Source organism: Syntrophomonas erecta subsp. sporosyntropha (assembly GCF_055395365.1).
In genome coordinates this window covers 1,237,709-1,255,817 of record NZ_AP042459.1, presented here as the reverse complement: position 1 = coordinate 1,255,817, position 18,109 = coordinate 1,237,709, and the positions used below count along the sequence as shown (strand labels likewise).

The 18,109-nt window shown below is 42.9% G+C and carries 22 protein-coding genes and 1 riboswitch; all 22 genes read right to left on the bottom strand.

From position 1 onward, the window contains the following. Nucleotides 1–272: 272 nt before the first annotated feature. Nucleotides 273–1,049 carry a nucleotidyltransferase family protein gene (locus ACZ5Q0_RS06200; protein ID WP_446818891.1) on the bottom strand — a complete coding sequence of 259 codons (777 nt, stop codon included), beginning with the start codon at nucleotides 1,047–1,049 and terminating at the stop codon, nucleotides 273–275. Nucleotides 1,050–1,064: 15 nt separating this feature from the next. Beyond that, nucleotides 1,065–1,760 (bottom strand): GntR family transcriptional regulator, encoded by a 696-nt coding sequence (locus ACZ5Q0_RS06195; RefSeq protein ID WP_446818892.1) that lies wholly within the window; start codon nucleotides 1,758–1,760, stop codon nucleotides 1,065–1,067. Continuing rightward, a complete protein-coding gene (gene ispE / locus ACZ5Q0_RS06190; RefSeq protein WP_446818894.1) occupies nucleotides 1,760–2,626 on the bottom strand; it encodes a 4-(cytidine 5'-diphospho)-2-C-methyl-D-erythritol kinase in 867 nt (288 codons plus the stop codon). Before ispE ends, ACZ5Q0_RS06195 begins: the two co-directional genes overlap by 1 nt. Nucleotides 2,627–2,749: 123 nt before the next feature. Beyond that, entirely contained in the window at nucleotides 2,750–3,334 is a 585-nt protein-coding gene (gene spoIIR / locus ACZ5Q0_RS06185) for a stage II sporulation protein R (RefSeq protein WP_446818895.1), read from the bottom strand. Nucleotides 3,335–3,836: 502 nt separating this feature from the next. Further along, nucleotides 3,837–4,571 (bottom strand): ABC transporter ATP-binding protein, encoded by a 735-nt coding sequence (locus ACZ5Q0_RS06180; protein ID WP_446818896.1) that lies wholly within the window; start codon nucleotides 4,569–4,571, stop codon nucleotides 3,837–3,839. Then, a complete protein-coding gene (locus ACZ5Q0_RS06175) occupies nucleotides 4,546–5,265 on the bottom strand; it encodes an ABC transporter permease (protein WP_446818897.1) in 720 nt (239 codons plus the stop codon). Before ACZ5Q0_RS06175 ends, ACZ5Q0_RS06180 begins: the two co-directional genes overlap by 26 nt. Before the next feature lie 214 nt (nucleotides 5,266–5,479). Continuing rightward, complete coding sequence (locus tag ACZ5Q0_RS06170; protein ID WP_446818898.1) at nucleotides 5,480–6,328, bottom strand: ABC transporter substrate-binding protein; 849 nt, start codon at nucleotides 6,326–6,328, stop codon at nucleotides 5,480–5,482. A 132-nt stretch (nucleotides 6,329–6,460) separates the two neighbouring features. Beyond that, nucleotides 6,461–6,580: riboswitch (molybdenum cofactor riboswitch) on the bottom strand. A gap of 139 nt (nucleotides 6,581–6,719) precedes the next feature. Continuing rightward, nucleotides 6,720–7,457, bottom strand: coding sequence for a hypothetical protein (locus tag ACZ5Q0_RS06165; protein ID WP_446818899.1), 738 nt, complete (start codon nucleotides 7,455–7,457; stop codon nucleotides 6,720–6,722). After that, nucleotides 7,447–8,142 (bottom strand): ABC transporter ATP-binding protein, encoded by a 696-nt coding sequence (locus ACZ5Q0_RS06160; RefSeq protein ID WP_446818900.1) that lies wholly within the window; start codon nucleotides 8,140–8,142, stop codon nucleotides 7,447–7,449. The genes ACZ5Q0_RS06165 and ACZ5Q0_RS06160 overlap by 11 nt, the downstream gene beginning before the upstream one ends. After that, the gene (locus ACZ5Q0_RS06155) at nucleotides 8,139–8,504 is read right to left on the bottom strand and encodes a GntR family transcriptional regulator (RefSeq protein ID WP_446818901.1); all 366 of its coding nucleotides are present in this window, start codon (nucleotides 8,502–8,504) and stop codon (nucleotides 8,139–8,141) included. Before ACZ5Q0_RS06155 ends, ACZ5Q0_RS06160 begins: the two co-directional genes overlap by 4 nt. Before the next feature lie 454 nt (nucleotides 8,505–8,958). Further along, nucleotides 8,959–9,120 (bottom strand): ribbon-helix-helix domain-containing protein, encoded by a 162-nt coding sequence (locus ACZ5Q0_RS06150; protein ID WP_446818902.1) that lies wholly within the window; start codon nucleotides 9,118–9,120, stop codon nucleotides 8,959–8,961. A gap of 83 nt (nucleotides 9,121–9,203) precedes the next feature. Beyond that, a complete protein-coding gene (locus ACZ5Q0_RS06145; protein ID WP_446818903.1) occupies nucleotides 9,204–10,088 on the bottom strand; it encodes a patatin-like phospholipase family protein in 885 nt (294 codons plus the stop codon). Nucleotides 10,089–10,156: 68 nt separating this feature from the next. Beyond that, nucleotides 10,157–10,384, bottom strand: coding sequence for a hypothetical protein (locus ACZ5Q0_RS06140; RefSeq protein WP_446818904.1), 228 nt, complete (start codon nucleotides 10,382–10,384; stop codon nucleotides 10,157–10,159). A 71-nt stretch (nucleotides 10,385–10,455) separates the two neighbouring features. Continuing rightward, complete coding sequence (locus ACZ5Q0_RS06135; protein ID WP_446818905.1) at nucleotides 10,456–11,022, bottom strand: hypothetical protein; 567 nt, start codon at nucleotides 11,020–11,022, stop codon at nucleotides 10,456–10,458. Between the two features lie 284 nt (nucleotides 11,023–11,306). Continuing rightward, on the bottom strand, nucleotides 11,307–12,011 hold the full coding sequence (locus tag ACZ5Q0_RS06130) for a glycosyltransferase family 2 protein (protein ID WP_446818906.1): 705 nt from the start codon (nucleotides 12,009–12,011) through the stop codon (nucleotides 11,307–11,309). After that, a complete protein-coding gene (locus ACZ5Q0_RS06125; protein WP_464827272.1) occupies nucleotides 12,004–13,560 on the bottom strand; it encodes a glycosyltransferase in 1,557 nt (518 codons plus the stop codon). The genes ACZ5Q0_RS06130 and ACZ5Q0_RS06125 overlap by 8 nt, the downstream gene beginning before the upstream one ends. Before the next feature lie 150 nt (nucleotides 13,561–13,710). Beyond that, nucleotides 13,711–13,977: a hypothetical protein gene (locus ACZ5Q0_RS06120; RefSeq protein WP_446818908.1), complete on the bottom strand. Its 267-nt coding sequence runs from the start codon at nucleotides 13,975–13,977 to the stop codon at nucleotides 13,711–13,713. A 114-nt stretch (nucleotides 13,978–14,091) separates the two neighbouring features. Continuing rightward, a complete protein-coding gene (locus ACZ5Q0_RS06115; protein ID WP_446818909.1) occupies nucleotides 14,092–15,111 on the bottom strand; it encodes a CgeB family protein in 1,020 nt (339 codons plus the stop codon). A gap of 89 nt (nucleotides 15,112–15,200) precedes the next feature. Then, entirely contained in the window at nucleotides 15,201–16,001 is an 801-nt protein-coding gene (locus tag ACZ5Q0_RS06110; protein WP_447182263.1) for a hypothetical protein, read from the bottom strand. 108 nt (nucleotides 16,002–16,109) lie between these two features. Next, on the bottom strand, nucleotides 16,110–16,388 hold the full coding sequence (locus ACZ5Q0_RS06105; protein WP_446818911.1) for a Veg family protein: 279 nt from the start codon (nucleotides 16,386–16,388) through the stop codon (nucleotides 16,110–16,112). A 222-nt stretch (nucleotides 16,389–16,610) separates the two neighbouring features. Beyond that, a complete protein-coding gene (locus ACZ5Q0_RS06100) occupies nucleotides 16,611–17,084 on the bottom strand; it encodes a ribonuclease H-like YkuK family protein (RefSeq protein WP_446818912.1) in 474 nt (157 codons plus the stop codon). A 15-nt stretch (nucleotides 17,085–17,099) separates the two neighbouring features. Then, a complete protein-coding gene (rsmA, locus tag ACZ5Q0_RS06095; protein WP_446818913.1) occupies nucleotides 17,100–17,963 on the bottom strand; it encodes a 16S rRNA (adenine(1518)-N(6)/adenine(1519)-N(6))-dimethyltransferase RsmA in 864 nt (287 codons plus the stop codon). Nucleotides 17,964–18,109: the final 146 nt, after the last annotated feature.

Sequence of the window (18,109 nt, the reverse complement as noted above, 5' to 3'; positions counted from 1 at the left end):
CCTAACCGATAAATAACGAAGCAGTCATACCGGCTTAGTCAGAATTTTATCCGCTGTAAGAGCGTCCTCCATTCCCCTCTCTCCTTGAAGGACAGGTATTTGTATCAATAAAGAAGCCCTAGAGGGCTTATAATTGGTACCTGGAACATAGGGACCAGGTATTACTCTACCCCGGCACTACCAACCAGAATAGTAAATCTAAATTGGCGGTTAACTACCCCCACTAAAAAATCCCGGTCAATAGGATCGGGATTTTACTATACTGTTTATTTTTAAAAGGATATACCAGCCAGATACTGGTTGGCCAACTCTAAATCGCTGGGTTTATCAACATCAACCCCCACTTCTGCATAAGGGGATATAATTGCTTTTCCTTTTAAACCGGTTACTTGATAAAACTTTTTTTCTATACTGGTAATGGTGAGCTGGCGGGTAAGATACTTCCATACTAGTCCCAACCCGAAAAGTTTGGCCAAAGCCAGGGGATTTTTACGTCTTTCTACTAATTTTACAGCTACATCCAAACCCCGATTAACAATACTTTCCTTTATAATGAATAAATTGCCCCCGGTAAAAACACCCTCCCGTAAATTAACATAAGTTCGGGATACTCCTGGGAACCGGGCTTCGTTTACCTCTTTACTCGTAACCGGATAAAAAAAGTCAGCCCGATATTTCTTACACTGGCGAATAAAATCTTCAATAGCCTCAGTAGTAATAAATGGTATATCCGTAGGCATCACTAATAAATTACTACTGATCCCTTTTTCTCTTAGAACCTCTACCGCCTTAGAAAAACTCTCTACCGCATTGTCCCCTCCGCTGGCAAAGTAAATATTCTCCTCCCGGGCAAATATCGTTCGTAGTGCTTCCACCGGACCGCTGATGACTATATTACGAACTAAAGAACACTTTCGCAAAGCCTGGTAAACGTAGTAAATCATCGGGTAATTACCAATGATAATTAGAGCCTCATTATCATACGGCGCAATTTTCCTCAACTCACTGTTACTCTGGCCGCCAGCAAGGATAATGGCATCGTAGGGCATATTTGTTTACCTCCATTATTCAGATAAAGGGAATCCGTCCTTTTTGATCGCTTCTATCATAATATTTTCAGCGTTTTCTATATGCTCCTGAGCCACTTGCCGGGCCTGCTGTATATCGCGAGATTGTATGGCCTCAACAATACTGCGATGTTCCTCCAGCGAGCGTTTCATCCTGCCTGGATAAGACAGGGACTTGGTGCGGAAACGTTGTATCTGTTCACGCAGGTTATTAATTATATTAGTTAAACGTTCATTACGGCTAGCCTTATATATAGCCTCATGAAACTTAGTATCCACTTCCACTAATTTTTCCATGCTACTACTGGATATAGCCTCGGCTTTTTCTACCAGCAGCCGCTCCATCTCCTCTAACTCTTCATCAGTAATCCGCTCTGCCGCCAGTCCCGCCGCCAGGCCTTCCAATGCCGCCCGTATTTCAAATATATCCGCAATATCTTTAAAAGATATATCAGCCACATAAGCCCCTTTTCGCGGAACCATAACAATAAACCCTTCCATTTCCAGTTTACGTAAAGCCTCCCGGATAGGGGTACGAGATACCCCTAGTTCTTCAGCTAACTGGATCTCCATAAGGCGCTCCCGGGGTTTTAGAGTTCCGGTAATGATTGCCTGCCGGATAGCATCCAAAACCAACTCACGTAATGGCTTGTATGAATCAAGGTTTACCGGTAATAGCCTTCTCTCTTCCATCAATATCCACCCCCACTGGTGTAAGATGAAACCTGATATACTTCCCGGTAAGACAAATTCATCAAATCAACTGCTTTCCGGGCCAGGTCCTGCTGGTCAAAGATGGCAAAAACACTGGGGCCACTACCTGACATAAGAGCCACAAGGGCTCCCGTCTGTCTTAATCGTTGTTTTATGTAAAAAATCTCCGGGTATTGTCTAACACTTACTGACTCCAGTACATTCACCATTTCTTTGCACATTCCTATCATATCACATTTATACCATGCATCAAGAAATCGTTCGCCTGCAGGTAACACCTCAACCTTATCCCGGTTAAAAGCCTGGTAGACATCACGGGTTGATAACTCAAAATTGGGCTTTACCAATACCATATGTAAGCTCATTGTGGAAGGAAGCGGTGTAAGTACTTCACCCCGTCCTCGGACCAAAGCAGTACCCCCCAACACACAAAATGGTACATCAGAACCTATCTGGGCCCCCCACTGGCAAAGGGTCGTCATATTTATGCCCAGATTATATAGCTGGTTTATGCCCCGCAAGACAGCAGCAGCATCAGTACTTCCACCCGCCAACCCGGCTCCTACTGGAATAGTTTTATCAATATATATTTTTACCCCTGGTATATTAAAATGGTTCATCATCAACCACGCCGCCTGGTAAGCCAGATTTTCTTCTCCTTCCGGTAGCATAGGATTATTAGTTTTCACCTCTATACCGGTTGATTTTTCTAAGTAAACCTGATCTACAAGGTCGATTTGATGCATAACCGTTTCCAATTCGTGATACCCATCAGGACGCTTACCTTTAACATCTAGAAAAATATTGATCTTCGCCGGGGCTTTAATCATCAGGGAATTACTCAAATTCCTGCCTCCATTTTTTGTTTACATTATAGCTTTACCTTATGGAAAAAGGAACGGACGATTACGCCCGTTCCTTTCAGGGGAAGGTAATGGTATAACTAGATAACGATAATTTCAGTCCTTTTATTCGGCAGTCCGGTTTTGAAGCTGTCCTAATTTGGCACCCCGGGGAAGCAGTTCCAGACATTTAAAACTTATCCGTGCCTCAGCACGGGAATCCATACTAAGCCCCTTATCAGATGACGAAACCATACACAAAGGCGGGAATAAGACACACCACCAGTTTCTTCCCTGCCCTTCACCAATAATGACTTTTACAGCCTGGTAATCTCCCTGGGGCAGTACAAAATTACCGTATGATTTGGTAGGAAACTCATATTCTCCTACACTAACCTTAACCGGATACGTAAACCCCTTTTTATCAACTACCTCTTCGGCCACCTGCTTTATGTCCGGCACTTTATCTGCAGCAGTCTGCCGAGCCTGGTCCAGATCATCGATTCCACTAAAATCCTCTTTCATCATAGCAATTACAGCATCTTTAACCTCAATTTTAAGAGTCTGATCAGTAACTGTATCACTATTAGCCACTACATGTAGGCGTAAAACACTGTCTTGCAGAGGGGTTCCCCGTAGTTCCTTAACATAGATACCAGTACAACTAACTAATGTTACCATGATAATGAACATAAATATTTTTTTACCCATTTATGAGTCCTCCTCTCTGTTATTTAAGTATTTCCCTTAAGTTCATTTTTAAAACTTAACCAGGCAGCAAATTAAAATTCATTCTTTTAATAAAAGCATCATTTAGTAGGCATTCTTGTATATCAGATATGGTTAAGTTTTTGTAGAGAGGAATGGGTAACTGGGCAAACCAGTAAATTATCCCTGGTTTGCCTTTCTATAATCTAATATAATGATGGTGATAAATATCTTTTATCCTGGCAATGTCTTAATTCACTGGTCAGATCATTGACAGCCCTTGTGAAAGTGAGTACAATAACATCTAGAGGATTTGCTTGTGGCTTTCCCCACAGACAAGTTCAACCACATATAATTCCTAATTCCCCCCCCGGGAATTATAGACATCACCAGGTCATGATGGTGATGTCTAACCCTTTTCTGGACTTCTTTTATAATAGCTCTAGGTTTTAAATAAATTTTCAATAGCAAGGATAGAAAAGAAGTGTTTATCCGGTCCCCCACTCTAAAAAAAAGTTTCCCCCCGTAAAAAGGCCGCCGTCCGTGGATCACTAGCCTTCTCAAATATAGCCTGGCAGGAATTATGCTCCAAAATCTTTCCTTCCCATAAGAAAATGATTTCGTCCGCCAGGCGCCGGGCTTGAAACAAATTGTGGGTAACTAGCATAATGGTAGTGCCGTATTTCTGGTTGATAAAACGGATATGATTTTCGATTTCAACCGCACTAGCGGCATCAATGTTAGAGGTAGGTTCATCTAATAAAACAATCCGGGGCTGTACTGCCAGAGCACGGGCAATCGCCACCTTCTGACGTTCTCCACCTGACAGGGTACGGGCTTCCGCCTGGGCAAAACCCTGCATACCCACCAGTTCCAAAGATGCATATACCTTCTTTTTAATTTCTGTTTCTTTCAGGCGACGGGCTCGCAAGCCATAGGCCACATTGTAGAAAACAGAACCTTGAAACATAAACGAGGTTTGGGTCACCATGCTCATCTGGCGTCTGAGTTGTACAAGTTGCTTTTTATCCCAGCGTAACTTTTGTCCCAGTATAGACAGGTTCCCCTCATCGCTAATGGTAAGAAGAGCCAGGATTCTTAACAGGGTGGTTTTGCCTGAACCATTAGGCCCTAATATACCATATATTCCTCCTCCGGCTACCATAAGGTCTTGAATATTTAAAACCTCCCGGGTTCCGTATCTTTTAATCACATTATGTAATTTGAATACTGGTGTCATGCTTAAATGTCCTTTTCTCCAATATTAATATGGCCGAGTTAATTAAAAAGGAAATAACCAGAAGAATAAGACCAATGGCTATCGCTGAGCTAAAATTACCCATACGGGTTTCCAAAACGATAGAAGTGGTAAGCACCCTGGTTACACCTTTGATATTTCCCCCTACCAGCATTACGGCTCCTACTTCAGCAATAACCCTCCCTAAGGCAGTGGTCAAAGCCGCAATCAAGCCTACCCGGGCCTCACGAATAATAGTACGAACTGCCTGTCTACGAGTAGCACCCAAAGTAACCGCCGTGTCATAAACTTCCTGACTCAATGCCATCACTGCCCGGGCCGTCAAGCCACAGATGATGGGAGTAGCCAGTAGTACCTGGGCAACCACCATAGCTGCAGGAGTAAACAATAATTCGTATTGTCCCAGAGGTCCCCGATAGGTTAATAAAAGGTACACGATTAATCCTGCCAGTACCGGGGGAAGTCCCATTAAGGTATAAATGCAGTTTAATACTACCTGCTTACCTTTAAAGTTTTTCAAGGCAAAAGCCGCCCCAGTAGGAATACCCAGCAGGGCAGAAATTACCAGGGCACCAAGAGATACCTGTAAAGATAATACGGTCACCTGAAAAATTTGGGGGTCCAGGCTTATAATCAACTCCAGAGCTTCCTTAAAACCCGGTCCAATAATATCCAAAACAATGAACCTCCCATTACAGGAATTGCGAACTTATTTCCGCTGGCCCTCTTCAGCCACTGGGCCTTCGCAGGCGTTCTACCATGGCCCGTTAACATCGCTCTCCATACTTGTACATTTTAACAGGCTAATCCGGAAGTTTGGACAACGAAATCCAACTCATATATAAATGCCGGGAAAGCCCTCCTAGGCCCTCTCCCGGCATTTATATTAACTATTTCGCATCAGGAACAAATAAAGTCTGATCATATTTATCTTTGCCAAACTCACCAATCATCTTCTGTCCTTTTTCTGAAGTTAACCATTCCGCAAATTTAGTAGCCCCTTCATAGTCTACATTGGGGTATTTTTCCGGGTTAATAGGAATAACGCCATAAGGGTTAAAGAGCAGCTGGTCCCCTTCTACCACAGTAACCAGACGATATTTGTCTTGATTAGCCAGATAGGTAGCCCGGTCAATCAAAGTATAAGCCTGTTTTTCATCTGCCATCCGGTAGGTATCACCCATGCCCTGACCAGATTCAATATACCAATCTCCCTCAGGAGTAATTCCGGCTGCCTCCCAAATTTTCTTTTCTTTTTTATCAGTACCAGAGTCATCGCCCCGGGATACAAAGGCAGCCTGCTTGGTAGCTATAGCCGTAAAAGCTGCTTTTACATCCTTTTCCCCTTTTATGCCGGCCGGATCCTCTTCCGGACCAATGATGAGAAAGTCATTATACATAACATCGCGACGATCCACCCCAAAACCATCTGCCACAAATTTATCTTCAGCCGCCCGGGAGTGTACTAGGATTACATCAACATCGCCGGCTTCTCCCATTTGAATAGCCTGGCCTGTACCTACTGCGATTACATCTACTGTATAGCCAGTATCCTTTTTAAATTCCGGTAATAAAACATCTAGTAATCCAGAATCTTCAGTACTAGTAGTAGTGGCTAACTTTAAAACCTTCTCTGGCTGGTTTTCTGCCGGTGCCGGTGTTTTCTGGCCGCATCCCATTACCAGAACCGAAAGTACGAAAACCATTAAAATGGCAAAAATCGATGCCTTTCTTCGCATACTTAAACCCTCCCATTATTTAATTAATAACTGGCACTATTAGCATATCTGGCCGGAACATGGGCATCAAGCATAAAAAAATCGGTTCCACTCGTGCCCCAAGGATAAGTAGATCCGACCATTTCCTGGTAGGTATTGTCGGCATCATCTCCTTTCCATAGGGGAGGCATACCCGTTTCCAGATATACCCTAACGACTCTTATCCCATAACCAGGCTGTCTTAGGAATAAGGGTTCGGAGATTAATAAATGAGATAGTCTTTCCTCTCCATTATGGTCGAATTTTAGATTTTTTTCAACCATAAGCTGGAAGTACCGACTTATAATTAAAGATGTTAATATATTAAAACCGGACGGATGAACCGCCCGGTTTTATGGGTCTAACCATTAAGCTATAACTCCACCCGGCTATTATACACAAGCACCGTAATCAAAAAGATCAGCACCACTATTACCAGATATACCCCTATACCTGCTGAAACCATCCTGCTGGGAAATCCATCCGGGCTGGCTATATTACCCAACTCGGGGAATATTAGGTTAGAAAATTTTCCAGATAACCACAGGGTCACCAAAAACGTCAATGCGGTAACTAGTCCTGATAATCGGGTAACTAGTTTACCTACTACCTGGCTGAAAAAACTAATACTGATAAGATAGAGCAAAAAAACTATACTGCCCAGGTAAGCCAGCCATAGATATTCCCATAGTCCTTCTATCCCAGCTATCTCTAATAAATCCGGTAATAACTCCGGCTGTATAGCCATTATAAATGCCACGGCACAAATCCCAGCAATAACGGTACCGATTATATATTCACTGATCAAAGCCATTAGTTTGGTTCCTAAAATCAGGCCGCCTTTTACCGGCAGTGACATCATAAGATAAATGGTATTGTTGTTCCACTCTCCACCCAGCAAGCGAAATGAGGAAACAAAAGGCATCAGGCCCACCAGGCCTAATAGCAGAAATAGCGGTAATACAACGATATTAGGATTAGGCCCCAGCCGAAAATAAATAAAACTGTTTAAAACTATGGCGACTATAACCATTACTATAATTTCTGGGATTAGTTCCCGCATTTCTTTTTTATATAGGCTACCTAACATTTTTCCGCTGCTAGTTGGCATCACGAAACGCCTCCTTCATCATGCCCACCAGGGACAGGCCTTTTTCTATACGCAAGTCCTCTGCATTCCCGGCCAGTTTTATACGACCTGCACTTAAGAACACCACCTCATCTACCAGGGCTTCTACCTCAGCAATTTCATGGGTAGAAATGATAATGGTTTGCTCCCCTTCACGGTAATCGCGAATCAACGTATTTATAATTTCCTCACGGGTTAGAACATCTATTCCCGATAAGGGTTCATCCATTAACAAATAGGGGGCACGACGGGAAACAGTTAGTAATAGCTTAGCCTTAGCTCGTTGGCCCTTGGAAATCCGGCTTATTTTCATTTCCCTATCCAGGTTGAGAAAAGCCAATAAGTCCTGATATTTACCTTCATCCCAATCTGTATAAAAAGATTTGATAAAGGCAGCTGCTGCCCCAATAGTCATCCAAGGATATAAGTAATCTACTTCTGGGAGGTAGGCGATACGATCTCTAGTTTTCAGTGGAATTTCTCCATCTATTTTTAACTCTCCCTGATCAGGCCGGTTTAATCCTACCATCATCTTAAGGGCAGTTGATTTTCCAGCTCCATTAGGGCCAAACAATCCAATAATCCGGCCCCTTGGAAAGGTAAATGTCAGCCTGTCCAGGGCCTGGATTCTGCCAAAATGCTTGCTGACCTCCCTAAATTCAATCATATTTCATCCTCCTTAATCTTTTCCTGAAGCAGCTGCACCATATCTACTCCGGAATAGCCGAGAGATTTCATTTCCTCTATAAAATAACTTAGAACACCGCCCGCCATTTCATGTTTAATCTGTGCTAACCTTTCCGGGGATATGCAAATGTAGGTACCTTGTCCCCTGAGGGTTTGTACTATCTCCATATTTTCCATCCCCCGGTAAGCTCTTTGAACTGTATTAGGATTAACCCGAGCCATTTCCGCATATTCCCTCTGGGAAGGAATCCGATCCCCTTTTTGCAGCTCCCCCCTTATTAGCCTTTTCCGGAAATCATCAATAATTTGCTGATAAATAGGTTGGGTAGCATTAAAGTCCATTAATTTTTCACCTGCCTAGTGCATTAATTAACTAGTGCACTATTATATTAGCTCTCTCTTTATTTGTTGTCAAGCTTTATCTTTTTTATCCACCTATAAATCTGGGTATTTAACCTCCTTATATCTTCCCTCCCGACCGGGATAAATAAAATAGTTCTTTACTATTTATTAATCTTCCAGACTTAGCCTGCTATCTGCTCTCATTACAAAATAAGCTCGTCCATCCTAACCAACGGGAACCATAGCTGGGTTCCCGCCACTCTTCCGTTACAAGACAAGCTCGTCCACCATAACCTCGTCAGCTTCATACCAAGTCTGGAAAGAATAGCCCCTCACGTAAATTATTGATTAAATACTTTAAGAGGGCACCCCCGTAGAAGTGCCCTCCTGTGTGCTTATTTACTTTTTGTTCTCCTTGCGGGAGCAGCCATAGCAGCTGTCTTCTTGCAAACCCTTATTGCGTTTTTTGTTCCTCCTCGCGGGCCAGATATTCACGTATAATCATCCTGACCAGTGCACTTCGGGAGATTTGCTGATCCCTGGCCAGTCTTTTTATCTCTTCCACTTGTTTGCGCGTTAGATAAAAGGTGGCGTGTTCGAATTTATCGGTAGCCATTTTAACCCCCTCCCCGCCTGATGAAGCCGTTGATTTTCTTCACGATGCTTTGTGGATATTATATGTAATAGGGAGAGGTTCTGTTACTCCTCCCCAGCTAGACCACGCTTTATTTCTTCCACCTGACTCCTCATGGCCCGGCGGCCTGCCCGGATTATTTCCGGAGCTCGATGTATATCCCCTAGATCAACCGAATCCACGCCAGGATAAACTACTAGATCAGCATAAAGTTGCTCTTCATCTTTAGATGTTTCATAGGCCAGGATATCAATAGAGCGAGATACTATAGGAAGAATTCCCTGCACCTTTTCCTGATAAATTTCCCGCCCCAGATTGATCCCTACAATATATTGGGCCCCCATGATCTTTAATATATCCACCGGAACCATATTTTTTACCCCTCCGTCTACCAGTTGGCAGCCCTTAAAATAGTAAGGAACGAAAGTACCTGGAATGGATAGGCTGGCGCGTACTGCTTCACTTAGCAAAGCTCGAGTAATAATTATAGTGTTTTTATCTTTTACTTTCACCAGCCGGTTGGTAAAAACCACCTGGCGACCCGAATCTATATCACAGGCTACAATGGCTATAGGTAAACGACAATCCAAAAGACTTTTACCCTGGGTAAGTTCATAAACCAATTTTTCGATTTTATCTCCTTTAACAATCCCCTCCAAAGCCGAACGTAAAGGAGGATAATAACAGCCTAACAGGTATTTCATCAGGCCGGCTACATTATAATCAAGATAGTGGCCAGGATTAAGGCCTAAAGCCATTTTTTCTATTTGGTATAATTTCATTCCCGCTGCATACAAAGCTGCTATTAGACTACCCGCACTAGTTCCAGATAAAAAATTAACCGGTATATGGTTTTCCTCCCATACCTGAAGGATACCTAAATGAGCCAGACCCTTAAGGCCCCCTCCTCCCAAGGCTAGACCTATAGTTTTTCTTTTATTTCCAGGCATACTATCACCCGCATAGTTGTTTTATGGAACGCTAAATACCAGGCACCACCTGGTTTGGCTTCTTAAATTCAGCGGTTGCATTTCATAACCATATAGCGGGAAACTACCTGAATAGTTTCGCTATTGCGCCCTTTTAAATCACTCCATAACTTCCGGTATTCGGGTACCTCAGTTATATTTTCATATGCTTCTATCCTTTTATCTAAATCCCGGTGAATCTCTACGATTTTTTCTAATTGAGCCCGCATGATGTTTTTCTGTTTACGGGATATGCGAATATTACTTACTTCTTGCATACCATCCCTCCGGATTAAGAAAATAAAGCCCGGCAAAAGTATGCCGAGCATAAAGCCTTCTACAGCTTGCTTTAGAAGTCCACTTCAGGATCCAACTCCCCAAATACGATAACATCATGCATTTTACCCAGTTTATCAATAATGTCGACAAACACACGGAGTCCTACACAAGTACCCTTGATGGGGGTAGTAAGATTGCAAGGGTTAGAAGGATCTTCACAATTACCTTTGATTTCGAAATCAAAGGACCAGTTTTTCAGTATAATTTCTGATTGTTCGATTTCCGCACGGAATTCTTCGATTGTTAGGGGAGGATCAAACTCATCTAATTCAATAGACTGCTCATAGCGATCAGTTACCGTGATTATCTGATATTCACCCTCCACCACCACAAACAGGATTACCTCATAGTCAATAAAGATCTTTACCCGGTTAAAGCACTGCAAATCTTCAAAAGCCTGGAGCACCTTTACTTTAATATCTTCTATGCAGGTAATTTTACCTCCCACCTGCTCATCTGGAACACAAAACATGGTATCCAAGACTTTTACCTGTTTGTCAATAAACTTAGCTTTTATAACTTTAGCCCATAAATCTAACCTACAACCCTCAGGAAATTCACACTTCAGTTCAGCCATGTCTTCCTTTCCCTCCTTTTTCTCTCTAATGGCCTAACAACTACCGGCCTGTAGAAATTTGTATTTGCATTTTCTAGGATATACTATGAACTGCGGTGACAAAATGTGATTACTCCCGTCAACATTTTGCTTTCCTTTCCAGAATAGGGTTGGTATAAAAAATATCATCAATGGGCTTTTTTTACCGAAGTTCGGGACTAGGCCATCCGATAACTGCTGGATCAGGCCGACTACGCTGATCTCCTCGCAAAAAAATTTAATGATTACCCTTTACCCTGGCAAGGCTATTCATTTAACCTGATCCCGGAATAATCTTCTTCCATAATATGATTACACTTAATACCCGGATGGCAATAGATACGTATACCCTGCTCCTGAGCCAAACGACAAAAGCCGATATCCTCTGGCCCCCATTGAGCTGAATAAACCACTCCTGCTTTATCAATAACCCATCTTTTTATGAGATAAGCTGCTCCCGTACAATCTACCTCGAAAAGACGATCCCGGGGAAAATCCCGCATATGCAGGTAAGAATCCCTCTGCCGGCAGAGCACATTGTAGATACTATTGTCACCTATTGCATAACCATTACCAACCAGAGTCGAGACCACATCACAGCCGGTACTCATCAACCCGGATAAGGCATTAGCAGGAACTAAAATATCACTATCTACAGAAAATAGGTACTGACAGTCGGAGGTCTTAAATTCCGCCAGCAACCGGTTACGCAACCCGGCTAATCGGGAAAAACTGTAATTGCCTCGCTTATAGCCTGGTGGGGAGACTTGGTTATCTATTACTAAACGGGTAGACCGCCTTTGTGAAAATTCCTTTAAGATGGCCCCAGTATTATCCTGACTATCATTAACAATAAAGCAAAATTCCAGCAATTCCGAAGGGTAGTCAAGCCTTTCCAAGGCTTTAAGATAGTCAGGTAGGATCCAGGCCCGGTTTCGAACCGGGCATCCTACCATAGTTTTTTTATACATTAACCGCTTGTTGTCCCCGCAGGGTTATGTGGCGGAAAGCCGCTTTTCCAATTACCCTTATTGTGGCTGAACCTGTTTCGGCCGAGACCTTACTAGGCCCAGTTCTGCTTACCCGGTATAAACCCCCCCGCCATTTGCCGCTAGAAATCTGGAAAGCTACCCCCCGGGTTACTTTAAAACGGAGATATGAACTTAGTACATTAATATAAAGAGGAAAATCTCCCTGTAATACTGGGGGTTGTGGTTGGCGAGGTATAATATCAGTCGTCGGTACCAGGGCTGGTGCTGGTACTGCTCCGGCCTCAGGTGCTAGTCCGGGTCCGGCTGCAGGTGTTGGTCCGGGTCCGGCCGCAGGTGTTGGTCCGGGTCCGGCCGCAGGTGTTGGTCCGGGTCCGGCCGCAGGTGTTGGTCCGGGTCCGGCCGCAGGTGCTGGTCCCGCTCCGGCCTCAGGTGTTGGTCCGGGTCCGGCCGCAGGTGCTGATGCTGAGGTAGGTACAGATACCGATTCTTCATTATAGCCTTTTTCGCTCAGGTGCACTTCGATGATATTTACTATTTGTTTAGCTCTTGATAACCAAGAGTTCTCCTGGGCCAGGGCTATTCTGGCCGCACGTTTTTCCTGATCATCATGCTCTAAAGCCAGCTTAATATTATCCATAAACTGCTGATAGGTTTGTGAATATAACACCAGATCCCCGTATTTATTAGCTTCCGGCAAATCAGAGGTTACTATAGGCATACCGGAGGCCATGTATTCCCACATTTTTATAGGGTTAACCGACTCCACCATACTAGATGATCTAAATGGAATAATACCCACATCGAACATCTGAGTATAAGCTGCTAACTGCTCATACGCCTTAAAACCCAAATAATGTATATTAGGATGCCGGGGAACATCACTTACATTATAAAGAGGACCTACCATCACTATTTGACAATGCGGAAAACCTAAAGCTAGTTGTTCAATAAGCTGGAAATCTAACCAGGAAGCAATAACACCTACATATCCTATTATCGGACCAGTTAATCCCTGCATATCATCGGGCACCGGGAAGGCTTTATTACTAGCCTGAACAAAATAATTGAAATCACATCCATTAGGCACCAGATAGGTTGCTGGATTGATACTCCGGGCCATAGCATAAAGTTTTTCTGATGTAGTTATTACTATATCAGCACTGCTGACAGCCCGATGGTAATAAGGACGCCATGCCTCAAACTCGTCACTCGGTTCATCTACACTGTCGAAAACTACCAGGCCGGGATTATACTGCATTATCTGATCAACGTGAGCGGTAGCACTGTAGTATACAACCGGGCGTATATCCTTAAGGTAAGGACTGGGATCAATATTGTTAAAAAGATGAAAATAAGGATTAATCTGGTGTATCCCGGACTGCAGACCTGAATTAGGACTGGGGCGATTCAAGTAAAAAACCGGAATACCTAATTCAGAAAAATTCTTCATTAGCTGCTGGGGTCGCTGCACCAGATAGTGGTAATCAAGAGTAGGCGGGTATAAAATACAACTAATTTTTGACATCATTCTCCCCCTTATATTTGTGAATATTTCAACTCTGCTTTAATATCGTATGCCGGTAAACATTAGGGGGTGCGTTGTATTAACCAAAATAGGAAAAACAAGGGCGGGACGATTCATATAGGAACCGTTCCGCCCTATAACGGTAAGTATTTATTAGTCACTTAAAACAGATTCTTCTGATGGTTGCAAACAATCAGAACACACCTGGCAGCTACATTGAGGACAGGTTTGTAATTCATGCTTATTCATCCAGGAGCCACAGGACGCACACTGGCTCTTAGCTACTACACTACTTCTACGCCCGGTATTTACCATCAATAAGGCTTCGTCACCATCAGCTTGCAAAGGGATCGCCTTAAAACTACGACCGTTTACCTGTATCACAGTCGCCACCCTATTTTCGCTTTGTCTTTTTCTCACATCTTTCTCCTCCCCACCTCCTAGAACTTATCAAGCAAAACTTTTAAAGAATAGTAGTATTCTTAACTTATTCTATGAATGGATAGGGTTTTGTGTGCACTTTGCTACTGCTTTTTACAATTGTATGCGTAAATTCCGACGCCCTACCTTAATCTCTACGGATTGACTGAGGGGCGAGACCAAGCAGGGGGCAGTTGCTAAAGTCTGTAACCAGGGCAATATCTCCTGTACCCGGTGATGATAAGTATGCCGCTGGTATACTTCCGCCTGTCCCTGCCGGGCTATTTTTTCCCTTAAATCAGGGCGGGCCAGGTAAAAATTGACTAGATCCACAGTTTCTTGTGGACTCCTGGTCCAAACCAGATGATGATGGTTAACAAAAAAGTGTTCTATGGCCGGAGTCCATTGGGTTAAATAGAAACCACCGCTTCCCAGTATTTCAAAGGTGCGCATACTCATCATGGTTGCCGAAGTGTCCACTGAATGCAGGCCCAGCATTATGCGGGCCGTAGAACAGGCTGCCGGCAGGTCTTCATTGGCCATATACCCTGCGTAGCAATGGGCCGGTATAGTAAAAGGCATAGATGGATCCATCCACCATTCATTCCCATAAATGGCTATATCAAGACCGTTTTGGATAAGTGGTTGTAAGACGTTATCTACTCCCTGCTGCCGGGCCGGATGATAGGCATAATTATTCCCTACAAAAATAATATCCCGATTGAAGCGTAGATCGGATGGTACACTATGATGAAAAGTTGGATGGCAGCCAAACATTAGCAGGTGGGCGTTTATTCCATGTTGTTGATATAATGGAAGGTTCTCCTGACAGGGAGTAAAGGTAAGATATGATTTTAATGCGTAAGGTAAAGAAAGATCGTCAAAAGATACGGGATCCTCTATAGCCCAGTACACATGAGGTATACCCAGCTCCTCCAATATTGGAAAAAGCTTATGCATTCGGTTGATCCCACCATCATTAAAAACGAAATCCGGCCTGAAATTCTGGACGAAAGGAAGTATGGATTCTTCTTGATCAAGAAATACATACTGTACCTGGTGCCCCAGGTCAGCAAAAACCTGCCCAATACCCCGAGTAATAATCGGGGCGGTATTAGCAAATAAAATGCGCATAATTTATCCCACACTTTAGATAGTATTAGCCATAAATCCATGGATTACGGCACTATACTATATGTGAAATTTTTTTATGAGGTGACGGATTATTGGTTGCTTATAAACATGCGCTTAATACGAGTACCCAGACCTGGTTGCTCTTCTAAATCTTTTTCAGGCATATTATTATGGTAGTAAGGGTTATGATATTGGATCAACTGCCTATCCCGCTCCCGGATGGACTCCTGCAACTCCTCTGCTAGTTGTCTATAGCGACCTAATTCCCTATTTAATCCGACATTACGCCTTTCGGCCTTAGATATACCTTTCTTAAGACTCATTATATCCCGCTCATAAAGATAAATCCGGCGCCTTAGACTTTCGTTTTCCCCTTCTATACGGTTAATCTCAGCACTAAGCCGGCTTAACGCCTCCTCCATAGAGTCAGTCGACAAGGCATTTTCTCCTTCAGTAGATAGTTTTACCACCTGTTCACAGGTAGCCATTAATAGGTAGTCTATGAAAATGAATACCTGTAATTCATGACCATCCATTTCTCCCTGGCAGGTGGTTTCAACGATATCCACTACAAATTTGATCCTCTGATTAGGGTCCAAGGGCGGTTCGAAATCCAGTATCGGGATACGGTTTTTTATAGTGGCCTCCCGGGCAATAAGGCGCAATTCCCCGGCTAGATCTTCTACCAAGCAGAGAATATCCAGACTGATTTGGGCTTCTACAGCCTGCCCCTGAAAACGGGTTATGGTTTGTTTTACCTTTATTTTCAGGTCCTCCACCGATTTATATACCCGGTCCAGGGTATAAGTGCATAACTCCTTAAGCCGGTAGGGGTAAGGAAGTTGGGCCACTACTACTGGGGACCAAATGGCAAGATTAGATCCCATCATATCACCTCAGTGTAGTTTTTAGCATTATATTATTGTACCGGCAGGAGTATGTATTATTACCCAGAAAAGAAAAAAACTGCATGTGATAACACGCAGTTAAAAGACTGACTAGTTATTGGCAGCAGCTATGCGTATCTCCGCATTCTGTTTATCATAAACAAATAGCTCCACCGTCTCCGTAAGGACATCGGCATAACTATAGGAAACCCGCCGTTCGATTCTTCTTTCGTCTAATTTTATAACGAAGATGTTAGGATATGTGGATTCTAAAACCCCTTCCCTTTCAACGATACGGTTTCTTCCCCGGTTTGCCTTAAGCCTAATCTTACTACCTACAAAGGATTCCAAATCCTTTTTAATCTCCGATAATGACCTGGGAGTACTCACGCAACCACCTTCTTTAATAAATTCATCGTTATAAGTTTATACGAAAACGAAATAAATGTCAAGTTTAATTAAAATAGTATATAAGAAAACAACCTCCATGTCAACTAAAAAATCAGTTATCTGGCCGAATTAGCCCCTCCATAAAATTTACCACGGGTGGTTATTTTGTGTATTTGCTTCAAATATGCCTGTCCCTGGCTACTATACCATGCTCCCGGGTGGTTATTTAGTATATTTGTCTGCTACCGTACAAGCAGCATAGGCATCCGGTTTAATACGGGCATCAAATCCACTACCTACAATCATGCCGGTGATCTCACGTACTAATTCCTTAGTTTCCCCATGAGTACCTACATCCAAATGAATTTCTACCTTTAATTCTTCATGTCCCTGGTTTTTGAGGAGGGCGTAAAGCTGGTCACTCAGCGAAAGGCTTAAAGAGGCTTCGTAAAAGATACGTTGACGCAGGCTGTAAAACTTGGTTTCAAATCGCTTGTTGTAATAATAACGGGCTCCTTTACCAGAGCGATGGATTATTATGGCGCTAACAAAACAGGTTTCCTGCTGAAAAGGTTGGGAATCGGTTCCTACCAACAGCTTATACGGTCGGCTGGTATCTTCACTTACATAGTCCAGGATATCCTGAACAACTTCAGTTAATTCCATTCTGCCTTTGGTGGGGCTATTAAACTGCATATGGATTACCTCCTATTACTCCAAGAACACCCGGAACAACTGTGCATAATCCTCCAAATTTAGGTTCTCCGGCCTACAACAGTGTTTTATTCCAGCCTGGTTTAATTTATCCTGAGCCAGGTTTTTGTCAATTGAGAAAAAGGAGCTGCAAATATTTAAAAGCGTTTTACGCCTTTTTTGGAAAGCACTACGTAAAAAATTTTTAAACAAAATTTCATCTGGTACTTCAACCCGTTTACTGGGAAGCGGCATTAATTGAATAACTGAAGAATCCACCTCTGGCCGGGGGTAAAAACAGTTACGCGATACCTGCATTAATAAGCTTACTTCCGCGTAATAAGAAGTCATAAGGGTCAAAAGACCGTATTCTTTGTTATCTGGCCTGGCTAATATACGCCCGGCTACCTCTTTTTGCATCATAAGGATAGCTTTTTGCATATGCGAACATTCTTCCAGCAGTTTAAAAATTATCGGTGTAGTTATATTATAAGGAATATTAGCACAGACAACATAGTCGGGAATATTATCCAATCCGAAACGTTCCATTAATTCCTTCTCTATATTCACTTTTAGAATATCGGCAAAACAGATTTTAACCTGGGAATACGGGGATAGCACCTGCTCCAGAGCAGGTTTAAGACTGGTATCAATTTCTATAGCTAGTACCCCGCGACTGTTTTGCGCCAAATGTTCAGTTAATGCTCCCAGACCTGGTCCAATCTCTACTACGTACTGATCTTTACCGGTATTAGCCTGATCAGCAATTTTTGTTAAAATATTGCGATCTACCAGAAAGTTTTGCCCCCACCTCTTTTTAGGAAAGAGCCCATATTGATTTAAAATTTCCCGCAGTCCAGATATTGTTGCCGTTTGATACATTCATATTCCCTCATCGCTTTTCTTAAACCTATTATAGCCGATAAGATCCCTTTAACTACACACTTCCACAAATTACTTAAAGGTAATGGTAAAAAATCAGGCCTTAACCTTAAATCCGAGCTAAACACAAAATACCCGGGCATAAT